This window comes from Belnapia arida (assembly GCF_016773205.1).
GTDB classification, from domain to species: domain Bacteria; phylum Pseudomonadota; class Alphaproteobacteria; order Acetobacterales; family Acetobacteraceae; genus Belnapia; species Belnapia arida.
The window spans coordinates 1-21831 of record NZ_JAETWB010000031.1 but is presented as its reverse complement, the minus strand read 5'-3'; the positions used below and the strand labels follow the sequence as shown (position 1 = coordinate 21831).

The window sequence follows — 21831 nt, the reverse complement described above, 5'->3', positions numbered from 1 at the left end:
CATCCGGCGCGGACCATGGCCGTTCTGATACAATGGCACGGTCCCTTTTGCACGATCCCGCGAAACGCGCCCTAGCGCTGGAAGCGCACCGGCTGCTCTGCGCCGAATACGGTTGCCCGGTGAACTACTTTCACGCCCTCGACCCGGTTTCGGAGCTGGTCTCCTCCCTGCTCTCTCATCGGACGAAGAACCGCGACAGCGCCCGCGCCTATGAGAGCCTGCGCCGCGCCTTCCCCGAATGGGAGGCGGTGCGGGACGCGCCGGTCGCCGAGGTCGAAGCGGCCATCGCCGGCGTCACCTGGCCCGAGGCCAAGGCCCCGGCGTTGCAGCGGACCCTGCGCACGCTGACGGAGCGGCGCGGCGGGCTCGACCTGTCGAATCTCGAGACAATGGACGATGCCGAGGCAACGGCCTGGCTCGCTGCCCTGCCGGGGGTAGGGCCGAAGACGGCGGCGGCCGTGCTCTCCTTCAGCAACCTGCGGCGCCGGGCCCTCCCGGTCGACAGCCACCATCACCGGGTGGCGGCGCGGCTCGGGCTGATCCCCGCCTCCTTGCCCGTCGGGCCGTCGCATGCGGTGCTGGAAGCGCAGCTGCCGGCGGAGTGGGACGCGCAGCAGTTCTACGACAACCATCAGATGTTGATGCGCCACGGCCAGCGCTGCTGCTTCTTCCGCGGGCCGGCCTGCGGGCGCTGCGTGCTGCTTGACCTCTGCCCGGAAGGGCAGGCGCGGCTCGCGCCGACGCCCTCCCCTGCCCTGGCCCTGCCGACGAACCCGGCCTAGTCTCCCCCAACCGCGGGGAGGAATGCCGATGCCTGAAAGCCCGATCGACCCGAAGCTGATGGCCGAGACCCGCCTGCCGCTGGCGGGCATCCGCGTGCTGGACCTGACCCTGGCGCGGGCCGGGCCGACCTGCGTGCGGCACCTGGCAGATTGGGGGGCGGACGTCATCCGCATCGAGCCGCCGAGTTCGGCCGATGCGCTGGCCGGGGCGCGGGACGGGTTCGACAGCGTCAACCTCCATCGCAACAAGCGGGGCATCGCCCTCGACCTCAAGAACCCGGCAGGGCATGCGGCCTTCCTCAAGCTCGCCGCGACCGCAGATGTCGTCGTTGAGAATATGCGGATGCAGGTGAAGCACCGCCTGAAGATCGCCTATGAGGACCTGGCGCCGCTCAACCCGCGCCTCGTCTATGCCTCCATCTCCGGCTTCGGCCAGACCGGGCCCTATTCCAAGCGTGGCGGCGTCGACCAGATCGCCCAGGGCATGGGCGGGCTGATGAGCATCACCGGCGAGCCAGGGCGCGGGCCGATGCGCGTCGGCATCCCCATCAACGACCTGACGGCGGGCAACCTGCTGGCCTTCGGCATCATGCTGAAGCTCTTCGACCGGGAGCGGACCGGGCGCGGCGGCTATGTCCACACCTCGCTGCTTGAGGCGCAGGTCTTCATGCTGGACTTCCAGGCAAGTCGCTACCTGATGGATGGCGAGGTCGCCGGCCAAGCGGGCAACGACCACCCCGTCAACATCCCGATGGGCGTGTTCCCGACCGCCGACAAGCCGATCAACATTGCGGCCTCCACGCCCAAGCTCTGGACCAATTTCTGCAAGGCGGCGGGGCAGGAGGAATGGCTCGCCGTGCCGGAATGGCTCACCCCCGGGGGGCGCAGCAAGGACCGGGCGCGGGTGAACGCCACCATCGCCGAGGTCACCCGGACGCAGTCGAGCGAATGGTGGATCGAGCGGCTGGAGGAGGCGGGCATCCCCTGCGGCCCGGTCAACGACATCGCCGAGGTCTTCGCTGACCCGCAGGTGCAGCACCTGGAGATGGCGATGCCGATGCACCACCGGAGCCGGGGCGACATCAATGTCGTCGCCAACCCGCTGAACATCGAGGGGCTGGAGACCGGCGTCTACCGCGACGTGCCGGCCCTCGGCGAGCATGGCGCGGAGATCCTGGCCGAGGCCGGGCTCTCCGAGGCTGAGATCAAAGAGCTGAAGGCCAAGGGGGCGCTCGGATGAGCCGAATGGAATTCGCCGAAGGAAAGATCCTCGCCAGTGTCGAGGGAGGCGTCGGCCGGGTGGTGTTCAACCAGCCGGAGAAGCGCAACGCCATGTCGGTCGACATGTGGAACGGCATGGCCGAGGCGCTGGACCGCTTCGCCGAGGATGCCGCGGTGCGCTGCGTCATCCTCCAGGGCGCCGGCGACAAGGCCTTCGTCTCGGGCGCCGACATCAGCCAGTTCGAGAAAAACCGCGCCAACGCCGACGCCCAACGCGAATACGAGAAGCTGACCAGCGCGGGCCGCGCCAAGCTGGCCGCCTACCGCAAGCCGGTGATCGCGCAGATCAGGGGCTTCTGCATGGGCGGAGGCCTCGGCATCGCCATGTCCACCGACATCCGCATCGCCTCGGAGGACAGCCAGTTCGGCATCCCGGCGGCGAAGCTCGGCATTGCCTATGGCTTCGACATGGTCCGCGCCTTGGCCGACCTCGTCGGCCCGGCCCATGCTCATATGATCCTGATGACCGGCGAGCGCTTCGAAGCCCGCGAGGCGGAGCGGATGGGCCTCGTCAACAAGGTGGTGCCGGTCGAGGCGCTGGAGGAAACGGTAGCGAAGCTGGCGGCGACCATGGCCGCCAACGCGCCGCTCTCGCTCACCACGAACAAGCAGATGGTGAAGGCGGTGCTGATGGACCGGGCGGACCGGGACATGGCGAGGCTCCAGGCCGCCATGGCCGTCTGCTTCGACAGCAGCGACTACCGCGAGGGCCGGCGCGCCTTCATGGAGAAGCGGAAGCCTGCCTTCACCGGAACGTAACCGAGCCGGGAACGCACCGGTGTCCAGCTTCGCGCGAAAATCCCGGTGCATGATGCGCATTCTTTCCCTAGGATGCGGCAGCCGTGACACACCCTTCATCAATTGGGTGGCAGGCCGGGCTTCGCTGAGCGTCTGGGATCGAAGGGACCACTGACCGCACATGGATGGACACCTCGACGCGCCGCCGGTCGTCCTGCCGGCCAAGGAAAGCTGCGCGCATGGGGCGGGTGCCCCCATTTCTCGCATCGTGGCGGAGGTGGCCGCGCGCTTCCCGGGCGAGCGCATCACCCTCGGCGAGATGTCCGAGGCCTTCGGCGACCGCGCCTTCGGCCTTCTGATCCTGCTGCTGCTGCTGCCCTCGCTGCTGCCGGGCATGGCCTCGGTCTTCGGCCTGCCGGTGCTGCTGCTCGGCATCCAGATGGGGCTCGGGCGGCGCACGCCGAAGCTACCGGCCTTCATCGCCCGGCAGAGCGTGAAGCGAACGGACCTGCTGCGGCTGACCGCCGGCGACTCCAAGTGGATGGCACGAGTCGAGACCTATGTGCGGCCGCGGCCGGGCTTCTTCACCTCGCCCATCGGCGACCGCATCTTCGGCTGGCTCACCGCCTATGTGGCGTTGATGCTGATTTTGCCGGGGCCGGGCACCAACGGCCCGCCGGCCTTCGGCAACATCGTCATGGCGCTCGGCCTCGTCGAGCACGACAACCGGGTGATGGCCTGGGGCGTCGGGCTGACCGTCGCCGGCTGCATCTTCGCCACGGCGGTGCTCACCGTCGTCTGCTGGCTCGGCGTCCAGGCGCTGGGCTGGATCTTCTGATCCCGACTGCCCACGCCGGGCAATCCCTGCTAGGGAGCCGGCATGCGCCGGTGGCCCGCAAGGGCTGAAACGGGAATGCGGCAGGCAGGGGCGACCCCGCCGGTCCGCGGCTGCCCTCGCAACTGTGGGCGGTGAGGACTTTCCATAAGCCATTGCATCCTGCGGGTGCGAGAAGGCGGGAAGCCCAGGGGCCGAGGCCCCGCACCGCGAGCCAGGAGACCGGCCGGCGCAGAGTTGTCTCGCGCGTGCTGGGCGGGGTGCACCGGCGCACCGGAAGCATGGGGTCCTGCGGGGCCCCTCCGATTGCGGGAACGACGTCCGCCGCCTCGATCCGGCTCGCCGGGCCGGGGCCCTGTCGTCATGCGCAATCGGAGGACCCGATGCGACGCCTGTCCCTGTTCCTGGCGAGCGGCTTGGCCGCCCTCGCCACCCACGCCCGCGCCCAGACCGCCATCCCCGACACCATCGTCACCGGCACCCGCATACCAGCCCCGGCCGAACGCGTGCCCGCCGCCGTCACCGTCATCACCCGCCAGCAAATCGAGGAGCGGGGCTACCAATCGCTCGCCGAGGCGCTGGTCTCGGTGCCGGGCGTGAGGCTGGCGCCGCTCGGTGGTCTCGGGGCACAGACCACGGCCTTCCTCCGCGGCAATTCGGGCCGTGCCGTGCTGGTGCTGCTGGACGGCGTGCCACTGAACGACCCGGCCGAGGCCAGCGGCGCCTTCAATCTCGGCAATGACCTGCTCTTCGACATTGAGCGGGTCGAGGTGCTGCGTGGCCCGACCTCCGCCCTCTACGGCTCCTCGGCGGTTGGCGGCGTCATCAACTTGGTGACGCGGCGGGCGCCTGCCGACCGCGCCATCCAGCCCTATGGCGAACTGGCCGGTGGCACGCAGCGGACGCTGCGCGGCGGGCTGGGCGCGACGGGCACGGTCGGCGCCTTCGACTATCTCCTCTCCGGCCAGTCGGCTTCGACCGAGGGATCGAATGCCACGGCGCCGCGCTTCGAACGCTCGCTCGGCGAGCGAGACGGCTTCCGCGGCGGCTTCGGCACGGCGCGGCTCGGCTGGACGCCGAGGCAGGGCAGCCGGGTGGAGGCGCTACTGCGCTGGCGGCAGACCAATTCCGGCCTCGACAACGTACCCGGCGACGACCCGAATTACTCGGGCGAGGACCGCCGTTACTACGGTCAGCTCCGCGGCGAGACCCGCCTCCTCGACGGGGCCTGGACGACCGGGCTGCGCATCGCCGCCACCGAGGACCGGCGCGTCTATTCCAACCTGCCGGACCGGCTCGGCAGCGCCACCACGCGGGACTTCTACCGCGGCACGCGAACCACGCTCGACTGGGGCAATACCCTGCGCCTGCCCTCCTTCAGCGCCTTCGAGGACGGGGCGCTCGGCTTCGGCCTGACGCATACGGGCGAGGAGGCGCGGAGCCGCAGCGGCGGTGCCGGCTTCCAGACGCTGGTGGATGCCAGCCAGCACAGCACCGGCGGCTATGCGACGCTGCAGTACCGAGCCTTCGGCCGGCTCGACCTAACGGCGGGGCTCCGCCACGACGCAACCACGGGTTTCACCGATGCGACCACCTGGCGGGTCGGCGTGGTGCTGGCAGTGCCGGAGATCGGCTCGCGGCTGCGGGTCTCGGCGGGCACAGGCTATGCGGCCCCCTCGCTCTACCAGCGCTTCGGCGTCATCAGCAGCTTCTTCCGCGGTAATCCCGACCTTCGGCCGGAGCGCTCCACCGGCTGGGAGATCGGCAGCGAGACGGACATCCCCGCTTTCGGCCGCGCCAACTTCGCCACGCCGAGCTTCACCTATTTCCAGAGCCGGGTGCGGGACCTGATCAATTACGATGGCGGCTTCAGCACGCTGGTGAATGTCGACCGCGCCCGTATCCACGGCGCGGAGCTGGGGCTGACCCTGCGGCCGGCCGCCTGGTTCGAGACGACGGCGGCCTGGACCATTACCGAGGCCTTCGACGCCGCCACCGACCGGCGGCTGCCGCGGCGGCCCGAGCATGTCGTGAGCATCACCGCGCGGGTGGCGCCGCTGCCGAAGCTGGTGATCGCGCCGACGGTGCTCTTCACCGGCCGCAGCCCGGAGGCCGCCTTCGCCTCCTATGACAATGGGGGCAACAGCTACACCTATGCCCGCAGCAACCCGGCCGGGACGGTGGTGAACCTCACTGCCACCTGGCAGGCTTTCGAGCAGGCGGCGGTCTTCCTCGAGGCGCGCAACCTCGGCAACAGCCGCTGGGAGCCGGCGAATGGCTTTGTCACGCCGAGGCGGAGCCTGCTGGTGGGCACGCGCTTCGCGCTGTGAGAGAGGGAAGCATGATCGCTCCCCTCGCCTATCCCGCCGCGGCGCTGGCCGAGATCGGCGGCTGCTTCGCCGTCTGGTCCGTGCTGCGCCTCGGCGCTTCGCCCTGGTGGCTGGCGGCGGGGATGGGCTCGCTCGCCCTCTTCGCCTGGCTGCTGACGCTGGTGGAGACGGAGGCGGCGGGCCGGGCCTTCGCCGCCTATGGCGGGGTCTATATCGCCGCCTCGCTCGGCTGGATGTGGGCAGTGGAGGGGGTGGCGCCGGACGGACGGGACCTCGCCGGCGCCGTGCTTTGCCTCATTGGGGCCGGCGTGATCCTGTTGCGGCCGCTCTAAAACGGTTTCCGTTCGTATTGGCTCACAGATCCCTCGCTAGCCTATTGTTTGGGCCAGCAAATTACTCCGATCAGGTGATTCCACCTGATCGGTGTTTGCTGTAGCGGCCTGTAGGGTTTGCTGGTGTGGGTAAGTTGGGTTGTGGATCAGGCGGCGGGGCACCGTGCCCGGCCGGCATGGCGAAGGCGAGCGCATCGTGGAGATCGGCTCCGGCGCCGCCATCCGGCGCCATGCCGGTTCGCCGGGTGCTGCTGCGCGATCCCAGCCGACGCTTCGATTCGCTGGCCCTGCCTTGCACCAACACAGCGCGGGAGCCGCTGCGGATCATCCGATGGTTCGTCCAGCGTTGGCAGTTCGCGGTCGCATTCCGGATGCTTCGCACCCCCCCGGCGCCGAGACCCAGCGGCAATGGTCGGACAAGGCTATCGCCCGCGCCACGCCCTGCCTGCTCGGGCTGTTTCCGATCGTCGCCCTGCTGGCGCCGCGCCTCAACCGCCGTGACCAGCTCCGGGTTCCGACCAGCGCCTGGCACCACAAGCAGCGGCCGGCCTGTGCCGTCAGCCTTGCCGCCGCACGAGGTACGACCTGGAGCGGGCAGGGCTTTGGCCTCTCCCGTCACGCCCCGAACGCCACGAAACTTTCGCCTGCCCTCCGCGAGGCCCATCACCTGCGCCCTCTGCCACGCCTCCCCAATCGCCAAGTCAGGCTGAGGAGTCAAAGCGCACAGCCGCTGCGTCGAAGCCGCCCCCGCCTGTCGCACTCTCAGAGAGGGCACCTTGGACGATTCCGTCGCAGGCCGAGGAGGCCGCTCCGGCCTCAAGATCGAAACCTATCCGACAGGCATGCTGGCAGGCCGCTGGGATGAAGGCCTGGCTTGCAGCGCTGCCCAGGGAAAGGCGGAAGCGCCGCGCGCTGCCGTCGGCAGAGTTGCGCACGATTCGGGCTCCCCGGACAACGACGCCGAGGCGAAGCGTTTCATCCCGTCCACTTGGCGCGGAGTTGGGCCGCCGTCCTACAGGGCTCTGCGCTCACCATGGGCCGCCACGGTCAGGGCACCCACTTCGACCTCCATCAGCCGCTTCGCGGAAAACACGATCATCTCTCCGAGGAAGCCGCCTCCAAGCCTGTTGCAAGCAGATCACGGAAAGCAGTCCGGTCGTCGGGCATCGCGGTTGATCCAAGTCGGGGTTGCGGGTCTTGGCAACCCAACCTTAGCCAGGACCACCGCGGTGACCGCCTTGGATCTGACGGTCAGCCCCTACACCACCACCGGGATACGACCGTACTGGATGCGCTGGAGCGCTTAGGCTGAGAGCGGTACCCTGAAGAGGTGGGCTCTGATGTCACTCGCACGAGGTTGGCCCAGCCGCTTCATTCCCGACACAGGCCAACACCATCGCGATACCGCCAACATCCATATCGAATAGGACGCTTCGACATGCGCATGCAGGCCGCCATCATGTTCCAACACGGGTTGCCGCGCCCCTATGCCAGCAGCACGCCGCTGATAATCGAAGATGTGGAACTGGAAGGGCCAGGCCCAGGCGAGGTGCTGATCGAGATCGCCGCCGCCGGCCTCTGCCATTCCGACCTGTCGGCGATCGAGGGCATCCGCCCCAGGCCGCTGCCTGTCGTCATCGGGCATGAAGGTGCGGGAATTGTCCGTGAATGCGGTGAGGGCGTCACCGATCTCAAACCGGACGATCATGTCGTCACCGTATTCGTCTCGTCCTGTGGGGGGTGCCGGTTCTGCGTGCGCGGCCGGCCGAATATCTGCCCAAGCGGTTCGGCAGCGCGGGCGGCTGGCACTCTGATATCGGGAGGGAAGCGCATCCGGCGCCTCAATGGAGAGGCGGTCAACCACGGTAGCGGCTTGTCGCTGTTTGCCCAGTATGCGGTTGTGGCTCGGCGGTCGATGGTGAAAGTCGACTCGACGATTCCGCTGGACGACCTCGCTATCTTCGGCTGTGCCGTGATGACCGGCGCCGGTGCAGTTCTGAACACGGCGGGTATGCAGGCTGGCGATACGATTGCGGTGCTGGGCCTCGGCGGCGTCGGCATGAATGCGTTGTTCGCGGCGGTTGCCGGTGGCGCGGAACGCATTATCGCTATTGATACCAGCGTCGAGAAACTCGGCCTCGCCCGACAATGGGGCGCGACCGACACTTTCCTTGCCACCGATGCGGATTGTGTCGAGCGGATCAGGACGGCGACTGATGGCGGCGTCGATACGGTCATCGAAACGGCCGGGAACATCCAGGCGATGGAACTGGCCTATGCGATTACGGCCAGAGGCGGCAGCGTCGTCAGTGCCGGGCTGCCAGCCCAGGGAGCGAACTTTTCTTATATGCACGCCGGGCTAGTGTCGGATGAGAAGAGCATCCTCGGCAGCTACATGGGCAGTTGCGTGCCGGAGCGGGATATACCGCGTTTTATCGGCCTCTATAAGCGCGGCAAGCTGCCTGTGGAGCGGCTTAAATCGGGTACCTTGCCCTTGGCTGACATCAATTCCGCATTCGACCGGCTGGCCGATGGCAGCGTTTTACGACAACTGCTGCGGCCGAACATCTAGATGCCGGCATGGCCTCCAAATGATCCGGCCCATCTTGTCGACGGCAGGGTATGCCTCCTATCGTTCTCATCCGATGCCTGGATGTGTCGTGTGAATGGGCTGTCCCCGCCACACGCGCATCCGCCATGACGGCTTGGTAGCCAAATGTGTGCCGCCGGCATCCACATCCAGGAGACGTCCGCATGCCCCGGCTTGGTTTCGGTGCCTTCCTCGCTCCCCATCATCCGATTGGCGAGCATCCCATGCTGCAGTTCCGCCGCGATCTCGATCTGGTGGAGCACCTGGATCGGCTTGGCTACGACGAATTTTGGTGCGGCGAACACCATTCCAGCGGATGGGAGATGATTGCGTCGCCGGAGATGTTCCTAGCTGCCGCAGGCGAGCGCACCAAGCGCATCAAGCTGGCAACCGGTGTGGTGTCGCTGCCGTACCACCATCCCTTTCATGTAGCGCAGCGAATGGTGCAACTCGATCATATGACAGGCGGCCGAGCAATCTTCGGCTCCGGTCCTGGCGCGCTCGCTTCGGATGCTCACACGCTCGGCATCGACCCGATGCTGCTCCGCGACCGGCAGGACGAGGCCATCGGCGTCATCCGCCGGTTATTCCATGGCGAGCGCGTCACCTATCGCAGCGAGTGGTTCAATTTGAACGACGCTGCACTGCAGCTTCTGCCGCTGCAGGAAGAGATGCCATTCGCGGTAGCGTCCCAGATCAGCCCATCCGGCATGACGCTTGCGGGCAAGCATGGCATCGGCATCATCTCGATCGGCTCACTCTCGAACGAGGGGTTGAACGCACTGCCGACGCAATGGGGTTTCGCCGAGGCTGCTGCGGCGAAGCACCAGACCGTGGTGAGCCGGAAGAACTGGCGCGTGCTGCTGAGCTGGCATATTGCCGAGACACGCGAGCGGGCCCGTACCGAGGCCCGTGATGGCCTGCTGCGACATCACAACGAATACATCACCGGCACCCTGCAGCGTCCTGGTGCCAAGCCATTCACCGACCCGGATGAGGCGGTAGACAAGTCCGCCTTCGGCCAGGGTGCGGTGGCGACGATCGGGACACCGGACGACCTCATTGCCCGCATCAAGGAAGTGTTGGCCATCAGCGGCGGTTTTGGCACCGTGGTTGGTTTCGTTCATGATTGGGCGAACCCAGAGAATACCTTCCGCAGCTGGGACATGGTGGCACGCTACGTGGTACCGGAGATCAACGGCTACCTCTCCGGATTGCGCAAGTCACGCGAGTTCGTGGCCAGCAACCGCGAGTATTTCGACCGAGCACGGGAAGCGGTGATGGCGAAGATCAGCGAGAACGCGACTGCTGCCGAGGCGCTGAAGGTCACCAAGTCACAGATGCTAGCGGCTTCGTCCAGCAATGTGCCGGAGTTCGGCAAGCGGCAGGATTGAGGAACAAAGGTTCAAAGCGTTTCCCACGGGTCTGCGTCGTAACCGGCCGCTGCGAAGCCGTCGACACATTCGGCTGGTGTGAAGGTGTCGATGATGCGCCAGAAATCATCAAGGGTGCGCTCGGCCGCCTTGCGCAGCAAAGCCTTCGGCTTGGCAAAGGCCTGCTCGATAGGCTTCGAGGCACTGCCTCGAAGGTCAGGACTGTAGGGTGGGGGGGTAGAGCAGGCTCGCACCTACGGCCTCGATGGCCGCCCCGACGCCTGCGCCCTTGTAGCTGTCAAGGTTGTCCATGACGACGATGGCGCTAGGGCAAAGCTGGTGCACCGGCACCTGTTCCACGCAGTTCTGAAAGAGGGAGCCGTTGATTGGCCCATCGAGCACCATAGGCGCGATCATGCCGGTGTTGCGCAGGCCGGCGACGAAGGTGGTGGTCAGCCAGAGGCCATGTTGATCGAGGCCCAGGTTTCAGCGAGAGATACCAAAACGGTCGGGGTCGAGATCGGGCTGCGCCTTGAACCAGGCCTAGGGCCGCTTCAAGATGTCCGTGCGGCCCTGCCACGGCATGGGCAGACTTTTACCCATGTCATCCGGCACCGGTCGAAGAAGCGCCAAAGCGTTCCCGAAGGGTGGAGCAGACATTCGGGCCGCGCGCCCTCACCAGCGGTAACGCCGCGCACCTGTTTGGCTTGGCGCGAGCTGCGTTTACCAGTGCGCCAATAAAAGGGAGGGCAAGTTATCATGATGCAAGCCGTTACTGTCGGCCGGGTCGCGCACCTTGCCCGTTATCCTGTGAAGTCCATGGCGGGCGAGGCATTGGCGGAATTGGACCTCGGTTGGACAGGCGCTCACGGGGACCGCCAGTATGCGTTTATGCGGCGCGGTAATCGGTCGCGCTTTCCATGGCTGACAGCGCGAGAGATGCCGTCGCTTGTTCTCCATCGTCCTTCCTATCGCAACCCTGCTGACCCGCGGCACTCCCCGCTCGACGTGGTAACTCCCGCAGGCGAGTGCCTTCCCCTTGATCATTCGGCACTCGCCGCCAGCCTTTCGGAGGCCGCCGGCACTACCGTCGATCTGATCCAGGTCGGCCGTGGCATCTTCGACAGCATGCCCGTTTCCCTCACCACGACGGCGTTTCTCGCAGCGGTAGACGCAGCGCACGGCGCACCGCTCGATCCGCGACGCTTCCGGATCAACATTGTCATCCAAAGCGAAGCATCCGACGCCACTTGGCGCGGTGAGATACTCACCTTTGGCGACCGCGAAGAAGGCGCGCGCGTCCTGGTCAGCGACGCCATCCCGCGCTGCTCGATGGTCACCGTGGACCCCGACGCCGCGTCGCGGGACGTCTCCGTCCTCCGCACCGTGGCTCAACGCTTCGACAACAATGTCGGCTCTTACTGTGCTACAGCCCACCCTGGGCAGATCCACGTCGGTGATCTCGTGCGCATACATCGGGAGCGACCGAACAGGTAGCGATCTATCCTTGATAGCTGCTGGGGCTTAATCGTAGTGGCTCTTACCCGCGATACGGCTCACTCGAGCCAGACCTATCAGCGGCAGCCCGCTCTCAGGGGGCTTATACCTACTGCTGTAGTCGATACAAAGCAGCTCCTCGTTGTCTAGCTACCCACCGTCAGACTACCTATCTTATCACACATGTCTCGCTCACCTGCTGCCGATTTGGCCCCCCTTATCAAGCTCCTGCAAGCGGGCGTTCCACCCGCTCGCGCTGCCGCCGAATTCTCTCGTATTCTGGGGATCTGGACAGCTGAGCTCAAGGACGACAACGAGCAGTTACAGGAGCGGCTATCCGGCTTGGCCGAGCAGATGACCACGGGGATCGAGGAAATGCACGAGGGCATCGCTGAGGCGAGCGACAAAGGGAAACCGACTTTGCGGCGGATCCTGGCGACGCATGAGGCGGTGCTCGATGCGCTGCGTAAGGCGCAGGAAACAGGCTAGGCATCCTACCGCCACATCAAAGAGGCTATTGCGGCAAGCGGCCCGTTGATGACGTAAACCTGCCATCAAGGCCGGTATTTAGCCATATCCCGATCAGCGTGGCAAAACTTGTCACGCGGCAAAATCTGCTTGCCACCGCCTTTCATCCTCCTTCGAGGGCACGCCTGATTTGTTGCTCCTCGAGATCCAGCTCTTCGCCTAATGCCCTATGGGCCTCATTGTCCATCGTCTCGGTACGGTCCGCCAACTTCTCACGTGCCGCGGCAATGGCTACGAGCCGCAGGCGCTGCTGAGCCTCCAGTTGGCTGCTTTTGGTCTCGAGATCCTGCCCCTCGATGCTCGCCCGGTCGGCACGGACCTCGTACTCCTGCACCAGCTCTGCCGCTGCATCGGTGTGCTCGGTAGTCTCCGGGCCGTCCAGATGTTGCCGGACGGCCTCAAGCGCGGCCGTTGCGATTTCGGCCCGGGCCTGGGCCGTCTCGGGTTCGGGGAGCACGCTCTCTTCCTCGGTCACGCCGAGCCGCCTGACGACCACGCCCAGGGTCGTTCCTTGAACCACCAGCGTGACAAAGATCGAGCAGAAGGCGAGAAACAGGATGATATCGCGGCCCGGGAACGGCTCCGGCAGCGCGAGTGCCGCGGCTAGGCTGACCACGCCCCGCATCCCCGTCCAGGAAACGACGACCGAGTGGCTCCAGGGCGGCATCGGATCCCGGTTCCGCAGTTCTCGCGACAGGGCGCGAGGGAGCCAGGCAGCTACGAAAACCCAAACGAAGCGGCTCACGATCAGGGTCGCCGACATGGCCGCCGCCAACAGGGCGAGCTGCCAGAAATCATCATCAGCCAAGCGCGCGACGATGCCGCGCAACTGCAGCCCGATAAGAATGAAGACAAGGCTGGTAAGGGCAAACTCCACAAAGCCCCAGACCGCCACCAATTCGATTCGCGTACGCGCGGTGAACTCCGTGTGCTGCTGCCGTCCGAGTACGAGGCCGCAGGCGACGGCCGCAAGTACGCCGGAGGCGTGGATCTCCTCGGCAGCGAGGTACGCGGCGAAGCCGGCAAGGATAGTGATCGTGATGTCGAGCAAAGTGTTTTCGAGTTGGGAGAAAATCCACATCGCGGCCCGGCCCGTGAGCCAGCCTACCAGTGCTCCCCCTAACCCAACGGCAAAGAATTGCAGCGCACCCTGCCCGTAGCTGACGGTCCCGACGCTGACAGCCGCGACCGCGAACTTATACAGCACAAGAGACGAGGCATCGTTGATCAGGCTCTCGCCTTCCAGCACCGTCACGATCCGCTTCGGCAGCTTGAAGCGGCTCAGGACAGATGCGGCAGCGACGGCATCCGGCGGGGCCACGATGGCGCCGAGGGTGATCGCAGCCCACCAGGGCAGGGATGGCACAAACAGCTTTGCGACGATCGCCACCAGCCCGGCCGTGAAAAACACAGCCCCGATCGCCAGCAACAGGATCGGCCGAAGATGATTGCGGAAGGAAGGCCAGTCCGTCCGGTAGGCACTGACCTGCAGGAGCGGTGGCAAGAAAAGCGCCAGAACGAGTTCAGGATCAAGCACGAGGGGCGGCAGCCCCGGGACGAAGGCCAGCCCCATGCCACCGAGCACGAGGGTGACGGCGACAGGAAGGTTCAGCCGGTCTGCAAGCACCGCGAGGGCCACACAGACCGCAAGAAGGACCAGTAAAAGCTCGAAGACATGCATGGGACCACCATGCGGCGTGGCTGGCCCAGGCCGCCCTTCGTCTATAGGAGCATGCCGGCCGCTGCGAAGAGCGGCCGGCGTGATCATGTCAGGAAGAAAGCGCTCTACGGAGTACGCGTTGCCGGCGTACCGGGCGCAGCGCCCGCTCCTTGAGCCGCGGCCTCGAGAGCCAAGAGTTCCTGGCGTCGCTGGGCGATCTGACGTTCCAGTTCCGCCGCCTCCGCCCGCGAACGGTCAAGCGTCGAGCTTCCCGCATTAAGGTCCGTTTCCAGCGCCGTCGCACGGCCTTCCAGCGACTGAACCCGGGCAGCCGTTTCCGCCACACCACGATCCGCTGCTGCGGCGCGCTGCGTGGCAGCCTCGGCTTCGGCCCGCCGGTCGGCAAGGGCCCGCTCGCCCGCGCCAACCTCGTCGCGTAATGTAGCCAGCCGCTGCTCGGCCTCCGTCAGAGCCTGCTGCTTGCCGGCGAGTGCCGCCTCGGCCTCACTGCCCTGAGCCCGCAGGGCAGCGACACGCTGCTCCGCCGTCCCAACCGCCGCGTTCGCCTCAACAAGGCGCGCCTCCGCCGCGGCAAGTGCGGCGCCATTGGCCTCAACCGCTGCCGCCAGGCGGGCGCGCTCGGTCTCTGCCGCTCCGATCGCGGCCTGACGCTCGGTCAGAGCCATCGCTGCCGCTTCAGATGCATTGCGCAGCTCAGCCAGGCGGCCCTCCGCGGTAGTTGCCGCATTGAGCAGTTCAGCTGCGCGGGCCTCGCTGGCTCGGACCCGCTCGGCGGCGGCATCAGCGCCACGACCGGCCTCGGTCAGGCTCGCCTCCAGCCCGGCCAGTGCCCCTTGCCGCGCAGCGAGGTTGGCCTCGGCGGCCGCTATTCCCTCCCGCAGGACTTGGGCTCGGCTCTCGGCACCGGCGATCATGGCCTGCCGGGCCGTCAAAGTCTCCTGGGCGCGGCCGGCCTCTGCGATCAGGGCTGCCACGCGCCCCTGCGCCGCTTCGGCCTGGGCGGACAGATCAGTTGCACGGCCCTCAGCCTCGCGCAGGGCAGTGACAGCGATGGCGTGTTGCCCGGTCAGCCGCTCAACCTCCCCCCGGCGCTCGGCCAACGCAGCATCAGCCGCCGCTGCCTCCACGCGTGTGCCAGCCAGAGCAGCCGTAGCGGCCTCGCCAGCCTGCCGCAGCTCTGTAACCCGAGCTTCCCCCGCGTCGGCAGCGGCCTTGAGTTCGGCGGCCCGGGCTTCCCCTGTTGCGCGCTGCTGTCCAAGTTCCGCAAGGCGCGTCTCCGCCTGCGCTGCGCCAGCCGCAAGCTCGCGGCTCCGCCCCTCCGCCGCGGCGATCCGTTGCGTCAGGGCGGCGAGATCGCCCGATGCCTGCCGCTCCTGCGCCAGGCTGCCTTCCAACTCCGCCACGCGTGCTGCGCGGGCTTGGCCCGCCTGCTCGGCGGCCTCCAGCCGACTGCCACGGGACACGGCGATGGACCACCCAAAGACCAGTAGGATAACCACTGCCCCCGCGGCACCCAGTACAGGCCAGGATAGCCCTAACATGCCGGCTGGGCTGATCAGCCCGTGAACCGGTGCTGACCGATCCTTTGGCGCTGGTGTCTTGTTCATCCGCTCGTTCACCATGGCCAGGCATCCCTCAGAAAGGCTGATAGGTCTTTGCGATCGAAGCTTGCTTAGGAGGACAGGTTGTCAGCGGCTGACGTCGAGGTTTCCTATCCCCCCTAAGCAGATGGCCAAGCCACGGCGGATGCGACGCACTTGGCTGACCGCAGTTCCTCCTCGGAAAAGCTGCCGAGGAGCATTCCGAACATGCGGAGGCCAGTTCTGCCTGCAGCATTGGCATAGTGGTGCGTTTCGCCGATGATCGCGCCCGCTCACACCGCGGGAACGCCATGGCGCTCAACTGCTGTTGGGCTTGCAGGAACCGGCCGCCGCCTCCCGGCATAGCGGCGTCGGTGCCCTTTGCCCTCGAATCGTTCTAGACGTTCCGCCGGCCTGTGACGGCATGGTAGATCCACAGGACAACAACCGCACCGATCACGGCGACAATCATGCTGTAGAGGTTGAAGCCGGTAACGCCGGCTCCGCCCAGCATGTTGAACAGGAACCCGCCGACGAAGGCACCAACGATGCCGAGCACGATATCTATGACGACCCCTTGGCCGCTACCGGCATACAGCTTGCTGGCGATGAAACCAGCGATAAGTCCCAGGATGAGCCAGGCGATAATGGACATTGGAATGATTCTCCGAGGTTGGAAGGCTTAAAGGAAACATGGCCTTGGAGTTGCGGCCGGCATTCGTCGTCCATGCTGGGCGGTGGCATTGATGAGCGGGGTAGAGGCAGATCTCTCCGCCGCTACCCCGCCAGGCATTCGTCAGCGCTTGTCGGGGTTGGCGCCGCTGACGTTGGTTCCCAGCGTCTTGTCGACGGCACGGCTGGCCATCGTACCGGGCGGGTTACCCGGCGCGTCATCAGGAGCAACGCCGGCAACACCACTGCCAGTTGTCACACGGCCCGTGTCACCGGTTGTGTCGTCGATATCGACCTCAGTACGGCGGACAGTGTCCTGCACCGTTTCAGTCCGCTCGCTTGCCTCCTTGCGGATGACAACCTCGCCGGTGACCCGGGCTTCCTTGGCGATCACTGCCTCCTCGGCGGTCTCAGTGGCCTCAATCGTGCGATCCTGGAACACGGCCTCGGCGCCGGTCACCGGGCGGTCGACCGTCCGGCGCTGCACGTCCACATGCTCCTTATGCAGCATCACCTGCTCGCTCACCGGCGTCTCGACCACATAGGAGCGCACCCGAACCCGCCCGCGCTCGACGTCGCGCTTGCCCACCCGCAGGCTTTCCTCAACGATGGGGATCACCTCCTCGCCGCCGACGCGAGCGGTCGTAACGCCTCCTGTGGCCGTATTGGAAGCAGCCGCTGCTGTATGAGTGGAGGCAACTGCGGGCGTCGTGGAATTCATGGCCGTGTCCGTGGCGGCAACACCGAGCCCGGTTGCGGTCGGAACAGTGGCCACCTTGGTGTCCGATGCGACAGCCTGCGTACCCGTCCAGCCATCCTGCCGCCACTCAGCTTCGCGGGTGTCGAGGTCCACCGCGCCGTGGCTCTCCAGGACATCCATGGCATGCTCGAGCATGCCGTCCTCGACCCTCGCTGACAGCACGACGGAACCACGGCGCACTCCCTCGGCATAGGTAGTCCGGTCCTCGTCGGGAACGAAGAGATCCTTCAGCGAGGCCCAGAAGCCAGTGTCGCCGGACGTGGTGGCGGTTCCGTCGGTCGTCGATGCGGTGTCCGCCGCATGCAGCTGGACGTCACTGCGGAGGATGTTGAGCTGCTGCGTCAGTTGCTGGACGGCGGCGTCCGCGTGGGCACGATCGTCGAACATGGCGGTGATGGTTCGCGACATGGTTGATCTCTCCTGTTGGTATCAGTTCGAGTGTCTTGCTCAGCAGGCGGGACGTAGTCCCTGCGACACGGTCTTTCGAGGTTACGGCAGCATCGCGGCTTCCCTGCGGCTACTGCGATCAGGCGACACGCTGGCTGTTCCGCAATGTCAGCAGATCACGCGTGCCACGACGGGCGCCGAGCACTGAAGCGATGGCGCCGAGCAGCATGATGCCGAAGACCGAGAAGGCGGCTACCGACGTACCGGCGGCGGCAGCGTCGGCAGCGCGGCGGGCCGTCTCTTCTGCTTGACGTGCGGCTTGGGTGGCTTGCTGCTCGGCTTGAGCGACGCGCGCCTGAGCATCTTGCGGGCTGATGTTGTACTCGGCTGCCACTAGTTGGTTCAGCCGCTCGCGATCCGCTTGCGGCAGTTGGCCGTCCGTCACCCGCTTGGTGGCAAGCTGGCTCATCTCCGCTTTACGCTGATCCGACGTCATCGCGGCTGGATTGCCACCGGTCCCGCTCAGCGCATTCTGTACGCGGTCGGTAACGCTCTGGGCAACCGACTGTAACGTATCGGTACTCGTACGATTGGCTGCCTGTTGGCCGGCAGCCGAGACGGCAGAGCCAGCACCGGAAGCCACGCTACCCAGCAGGCCGGACGCTCCGGAAGTGGCGGTGGAGGCGATGCCGGAGACGAGGTTACCCAGCAACACGGCGGAGATCAGGAAGGTTGTTCCCCACACGGCCAAGCCGTGCAGTGTGCCGTCGGTGTTGTCGGCAGTGCCGGACAGGCGCGCGGCAACGTACCCGCCGACGGCGAGGCCGATCAAATTCGATACCAGCAACCAGATGGCTGCACCGGCGCCGAAGGATGACGCGGACGGTGTCCCACGCGCTGCGGCATCGATCGTCGTGGCGCCCACGCCGGCGCCCAAAGCGTTCAGCATCAGGCCGATGGTGACCGCCACCACGGCACCAGCGAACACCGCACCCCATGACACGCGCGAGGGCAATGACGGAGCACCCTCCGGAAGCACCGCGGCGGCCGCGCCGTCATAAGCGCCAGCTGTGGTTCGTGTCTGCATATTCGAAGTTCCCCTAAATCTAATGCATGAGTTGTAGAAGTTGCCGCTGTTCATCAACGCACGGCGCATCTCGACAAGACGCGCGCATAGGATCGGTCTGGAATATACCGGACCGCTGATGCATTCCTTGCATCGTTCTGAGATGCTACTTGTTAGTGGCGTCCCGTACGGCGTCCTTGGCATCGTTGGTGGCGCTTTGAGCCTTGCCCCCAACCTTCTCGGCGGCGCCCTCAGCCTGGGTCTTGGTGTCACCGGTGAGCTTACCGATAGCCTCCTTGATGGAGCCCTTCACCTGCTTGGCCGCACCGGAGATACGATCGCTGTCCATCTGGGCTTCCCCAAAACGCCTTTAGCGAAGCCAAAAGTGGTTCGCCGCAGCGCTGTCGGCATAACTGCGATCCGTCGTGCAGAGTTCAGCGAACGGCTAGGTAATCGCCAGGGCCAGGTAGTCCATCTGCACTAGCTGGATGAGGGATAAGCACTACTACCCATCGACCAAGCTGCCTCACCGCCTTCTTTTTTTGTAAAACGATACGACACGCCATTCCTAATCCAGCGGATCGAGCGGTTTCGCCGTTTTCCGCGGGGGACCGCCGTCGAAGCCTCGCTCACGGGCCCAGATGACAAGGGCTGTCCGGCTGTTCACCCCGGTGCGACGGTAGAGCGCAGCAATGTGGTTGCGCACGGTATTTTGAGAGATCCCAAGCTTGCGAGCGATGGAGGGGTCCGCCATTCCGCGGCACACCAGCGTCAGCACCTCCCGCGCTCGCTGCGGTAGATCGGTCAGCTCCGCCGCGGCACCATCTGGAGCATCAAACCGCCGTAGCTTGGCCAATTTCTCCAGCACAACCTGGCTGAACCACGAGGTGTCTTGCATCACCGCTTCGATGGCGGCCACGACCTCGGATTCCGTGCGGCGGTGCTCTGCGACATCCTGCACTGCCACCAGAACACAGAAGTGACTCCCAAGGGTTATCGCCTCGGCCGACAAAAGGCAGTCGAGCACGCCGCCCTCCCTGGTGCGCAACTTCATGCTGACGTTGTGCACGGAGCCATTTTGATGAAGTTGCCGTTCCAGCTCCTTCCCTGCTGTCTTATCAAACCACAACTCGATCTCGTCAGCGCTCTTCCCAGCCAGTTCCGCTTCCGTGTAGCCGCTTGCTTGGGCGAAAGCGTCGTTGGCCAGCATCAGGCGACAGCCGGCGCGGGCGGCAACGAAGGTCGGCACGGGAGTAAGACGGAAAGCCGTAGTGAAGTTCGCTTCGCTTTGCCGCAGGGCGACCTCTGTCAGCTTGTGGCGTTCTAGGTCGACGAAGCTGAACAGCATGCAGGCCGAGTCACCAATCTCGATCGGCTGCCCGGCAACGATGATCTGCTTCTCACCACCTCCGGGCAGCTGCAGCACCGCCTCCATCTGCGGGATGGTGCGCCCGTCCTGCAGGCGTTCAATGGCAAGCTCCCGCCGGGCAGCACCTTCGAGCACGTCTATCTCATAGGCCGAGCGGCCAAGCACCTGCTCCTCCAAGTAGCCTGTCATCTCCAGAAAGCCACGGTTGACTTTGACATAGCGGTGATCCGACAGGCGCATGATTACGGCAGGTGCCGGATTAGCGCCGAAAGTCGCTTCGAAGCGCTCCTCGGCGTCGAAGCGCTCACTTTCGTCGTTCAGTATCAGCACCAGGCAGTCTGGCATGCCTGCGGCGTCGTTGAGCACCAGGCTACGGATGCAATGGGTCCACTGCGCCTCGTTCTGTCCAGCTGGCGCCACCTGAACCACGACCTCATCGAAGGCCTCGCCGGCCAGTACCCGCTCCATCGGGTAATGACCGTCCGGCAGGTGGTGCCGGTTGCGATAGCGTAACTCGAAACGTTTCCGATATTCCGAAACGGTGGCACCAAGCTCTTCAATCTCACGCACACCGTGCATCTCAAGGGCAGCTTTGTTGGCCCAGGAGATACGCTGGTTAGGTTCGATGAGGATGACGCCGTCCTGTAGCGCTGCCAGAATGAGCCGCAGTTGCTGCTGGTCGGCATGATCTTGAGTAGGCAGGTCTGACACGATGGGTGCTCCGAACACGTGGCGCTGTTATCCGCGCTGCGTCCTCGCAGCCGAAGGTGGCGTTAGTGCATGGGTCTGACCGATAGCGCCGCGGATCGAACCGATGCGGGAGCATCGTTCCGTTCTTGAATTCCGAGTACCTCTTTGCCCGATCGCCCAAATTAGGCTGGCAGGATCTTACGGTGGGAACGATCGTAATTAAACCCAGGCTGCTTGTCGCCTCCGGGTGCACCAAGCGACGCCCGTCGGGTTCGGGTTGCCCGCCGCGGTTCAAATGCTCGCTCCTACTGTTTGAACGCCGCCGGCATTGGAAAATGCCACAAGGGCGAGGTTCAGAAGGGAGGCATCGAACTGCGCGGGCACCGTCCCGATCGGCCTGCCTAGTCGGGCAGCCAAGCGCCAAAACCTGCCTTCGTTGGCGCTAGGCCAGCCAATCGGGAGCAAGCCATTTCCTACCGCCTCACCCAATTTGCCAAAGCGTGCTTCTTGGACCGTGCGTGATGCGAGTGCGTCGCGGCACGCGTCCTTTATCTTTTCAGACCTAGCAATGTTTGAGCGGTTCGCGTCAGCCTGGATCTCCTACCGTCAAGGTTCGGGGCTGCCCGCCCTCGTCAAGGGCGACGAAGGTGAAGACACCTTCGGTCACCTTTTGTGGGTCCTTGCCGTGCCCGCGTCCGCGCGCCCAAGTTTCAACCTTGACCGCAACTGAGGTGTCACCGGCTTTCACTACAGAGCAGTAGCAACTCACTTCGTCGCCAACTGAGACGGGACGAAGGAACCGCATAGCCTCGATTGCCACGGTAGCGACGCGGCCATGCGCGTGCTCGGCGGCGAAGGTGCCGCCTGCCAAGTCCATCTGGGACAACGTCCAGCCGCCAAAGATGCTGCCGCCGGCATTGGTGTCACGTGGCATCGCAATTGTTCGAAGATGCGGGCCGCCTGGTACATCGGGAAATTCATCGGCCATCTTTTGAATGCTCCTGTTGCGGAATTGAGCTTGTCGACACCTTCTGCTTGGCAGCTCGAGGGATGCGCGACGGTCAAACCCTGTTACGGTTTTCGGTGTCACATGCAATAAACGCGGCATCTGCGGTCTGCTGTAGCGACCGAGTAGCAATGCCGTCGACCGGACCAGGGAGGATGTCGCTCGGAGATTGAGGAACAAAGCCACACACCGCTTGTAGTTCCTCTCGTTCTAAGTGTCCATCCGGGAACAGATCGAGTGATTTGAATCGGTTGTGATTGGCTGCCGGCGGCGGGTGCGGGAAGAAGGGCGTCCATGTGGACGCCCGAGAACCGGCCAAAATACGACCGCAGCA

General features: G+C 65.5%; 19 protein-coding genes, 1 pseudogene and 1 riboswitch. Of the genes and pseudogenes, 10 read left to right on the top strand and 10 right to left on the bottom strand.

All coding sequences use genetic code 11. From position 1 onward, the window contains the following. Positions 1 to 32 precede the first annotated feature (32 nt). The 8 genes from JMJ56_RS26805 (at position 33) to JMJ56_RS26770 (ending at position 10282) form a co-directional block, all read left to right on the top strand. Positions 33 to 782 carry an endonuclease III domain-containing protein gene (locus tag JMJ56_RS26805; protein WP_202834821.1) on the top strand — a complete coding sequence of 250 codons (750 nt, stop codon included), beginning with the start codon at positions 33 to 35 and terminating at the stop codon, positions 780 to 782. Between the two features lie 28 nt (positions 783 to 810). Further along, a complete protein-coding gene (locus JMJ56_RS26800) occupies positions 811 to 2022 on the top strand; it encodes a CaiB/BaiF CoA transferase family protein (RefSeq protein ID WP_236038645.1) in 1212 nt (403 codons plus the stop codon). Between the two features lie 5 nt (positions 2023 to 2027). Then, the gene (locus tag JMJ56_RS26795; protein WP_236038643.1) at positions 2028 to 2822 is read left to right on the top strand and encodes an enoyl-CoA hydratase; all 795 of its coding nucleotides are present in this window, start codon (positions 2028 to 2030) and stop codon (positions 2820 to 2822) included. Positions 2823 to 2982: 160 nt separating this feature from the next. Next, entirely contained in the window at positions 2983 to 3639 is a 657-nt protein-coding gene (locus JMJ56_RS26790; protein ID WP_202834819.1) for an exopolysaccharide biosynthesis protein, read from the top strand. A gap of 31 nt (positions 3640 to 3670) precedes the next feature. Further along, a riboswitch (cobalamin riboswitch) is annotated at positions 3671 to 3881 on the top strand. Positions 3882 to 4019: 138 nt separating this feature from the next. Continuing rightward, positions 4020 to 5966 carry a TonB-dependent receptor plug domain-containing protein gene (locus JMJ56_RS26785; protein ID WP_202834818.1) on the top strand — a complete coding sequence of 649 codons (1947 nt, stop codon included), beginning with the start codon at positions 4020 to 4022 and terminating at the stop codon, positions 5964 to 5966. Positions 5967 to 5977: 11 nt separating this feature from the next. Then, positions 5978 to 6298 (top strand): YnfA family protein, encoded by a 321-nt coding sequence (locus tag JMJ56_RS26780; protein WP_202834817.1) that lies wholly within the window; start codon positions 5978 to 5980, stop codon positions 6296 to 6298. A gap of 1438 nt (positions 6299 to 7736) precedes the next feature. After that, a complete protein-coding gene (locus tag JMJ56_RS26775) occupies positions 7737 to 8870 on the top strand; it encodes a zinc-dependent alcohol dehydrogenase family protein (protein ID WP_202834816.1) in 1134 nt (377 codons plus the stop codon). Between the two features lie 182 nt (positions 8871 to 9052). After that, positions 9053 to 10282: an LLM class flavin-dependent oxidoreductase gene (locus JMJ56_RS26770; protein WP_202834815.1), complete on the top strand. Its 1230-nt coding sequence runs from the start codon at positions 9053 to 9055 to the stop codon at positions 10280 to 10282. A gap of 11 nt (positions 10283 to 10293) precedes the next feature. Here the strand turns inward: JMJ56_RS26770 and JMJ56_RS35675 are convergent. Next, positions 10294 to 10902 (bottom strand): annotated as a pseudogene (locus JMJ56_RS35675) (transposase); the annotation flags it as partial. Positions 10903 to 11020: 118 nt separating this feature from the next. Here JMJ56_RS35675 and JMJ56_RS26760 point away from each other — a divergent pair. Together JMJ56_RS26760 and JMJ56_RS26755 are read left to right on the top strand one after the other, a co-directional pair. Continuing rightward, the gene (locus JMJ56_RS26760; RefSeq protein WP_202834814.1) at positions 11021 to 11758 is read left to right on the top strand and encodes an MOSC domain-containing protein; all 738 of its coding nucleotides are present in this window, start codon (positions 11021 to 11023) and stop codon (positions 11756 to 11758) included. Between the two features lie 207 nt (positions 11759 to 11965). Then, the gene (locus JMJ56_RS26755) at positions 11966 to 12247 is read left to right on the top strand and encodes a hypothetical protein (protein ID WP_202834813.1); all 282 of its coding nucleotides are present in this window, start codon (positions 11966 to 11968) and stop codon (positions 12245 to 12247) included. A gap of 142 nt (positions 12248 to 12389) precedes the next feature. On the opposite strand, the gene JMJ56_RS26750 is transcribed toward JMJ56_RS26755, so the two are convergent. The 9 genes from JMJ56_RS26750 to JMJ56_RS34240 form a co-directional block, all read right to left on the bottom strand. Beyond that, entirely contained in the window at positions 12390 to 13967 is a 1578-nt protein-coding gene (locus JMJ56_RS26750; protein WP_202834812.1) for a Na+/H+ antiporter, read from the bottom strand. Positions 13968 to 14071: 104 nt separating this feature from the next. Further along, positions 14072 to 15430, bottom strand: coding sequence for a coiled-coil domain-containing protein (locus JMJ56_RS26745; RefSeq protein WP_202834811.1), 1359 nt, complete (start codon positions 15428 to 15430; stop codon positions 14072 to 14074). 514 nt (positions 15431 to 15944) lie between these two features. Next, a complete protein-coding gene (locus JMJ56_RS26740) occupies positions 15945 to 16202 on the bottom strand; it encodes a GlsB/YeaQ/YmgE family stress response membrane protein (protein ID WP_202834810.1) in 258 nt (85 codons plus the stop codon). Positions 16203 to 16343: 141 nt separating this feature from the next. Next, positions 16344 to 17387, bottom strand: a complete 1044-nt coding sequence (locus tag JMJ56_RS26735) for a YsnF/AvaK domain-containing protein (RefSeq protein WP_202834809.1) — start codon at positions 17385 to 17387, stop codon at positions 16344 to 16346. A gap of 118 nt (positions 17388 to 17505) precedes the next feature. After that, entirely contained in the window at positions 17506 to 18453 is a 948-nt protein-coding gene (locus JMJ56_RS26730) for a hypothetical protein (RefSeq protein WP_236038639.1), read from the bottom strand. A gap of 145 nt (positions 18454 to 18598) precedes the next feature. Beyond that, positions 18599 to 18781 (bottom strand): CsbD family protein, encoded by a 183-nt coding sequence (locus JMJ56_RS26725; protein WP_202834808.1) that lies wholly within the window; start codon positions 18779 to 18781, stop codon positions 18599 to 18601. Between the two features lie 219 nt (positions 18782 to 19000). Beyond that, positions 19001 to 20512 (bottom strand): helix-turn-helix transcriptional regulator, encoded by a 1512-nt coding sequence (locus tag JMJ56_RS26720; protein ID WP_328702480.1) that lies wholly within the window; start codon positions 20510 to 20512, stop codon positions 19001 to 19003. A 565-nt stretch (positions 20513 to 21077) separates the two neighbouring features. Next, the gene (locus JMJ56_RS26715) at positions 21078 to 21479 is read right to left on the bottom strand and encodes an acyl-CoA thioesterase (protein ID WP_202834806.1); all 402 of its coding nucleotides are present in this window, start codon (positions 21477 to 21479) and stop codon (positions 21078 to 21080) included. A 73-nt stretch (positions 21480 to 21552) separates the two neighbouring features. Beyond that, positions 21553 to 21831: hypothetical protein (locus JMJ56_RS34240; RefSeq protein WP_236038637.1), on the bottom strand; the 279-nt coding region annotated here is incomplete at its 5' end.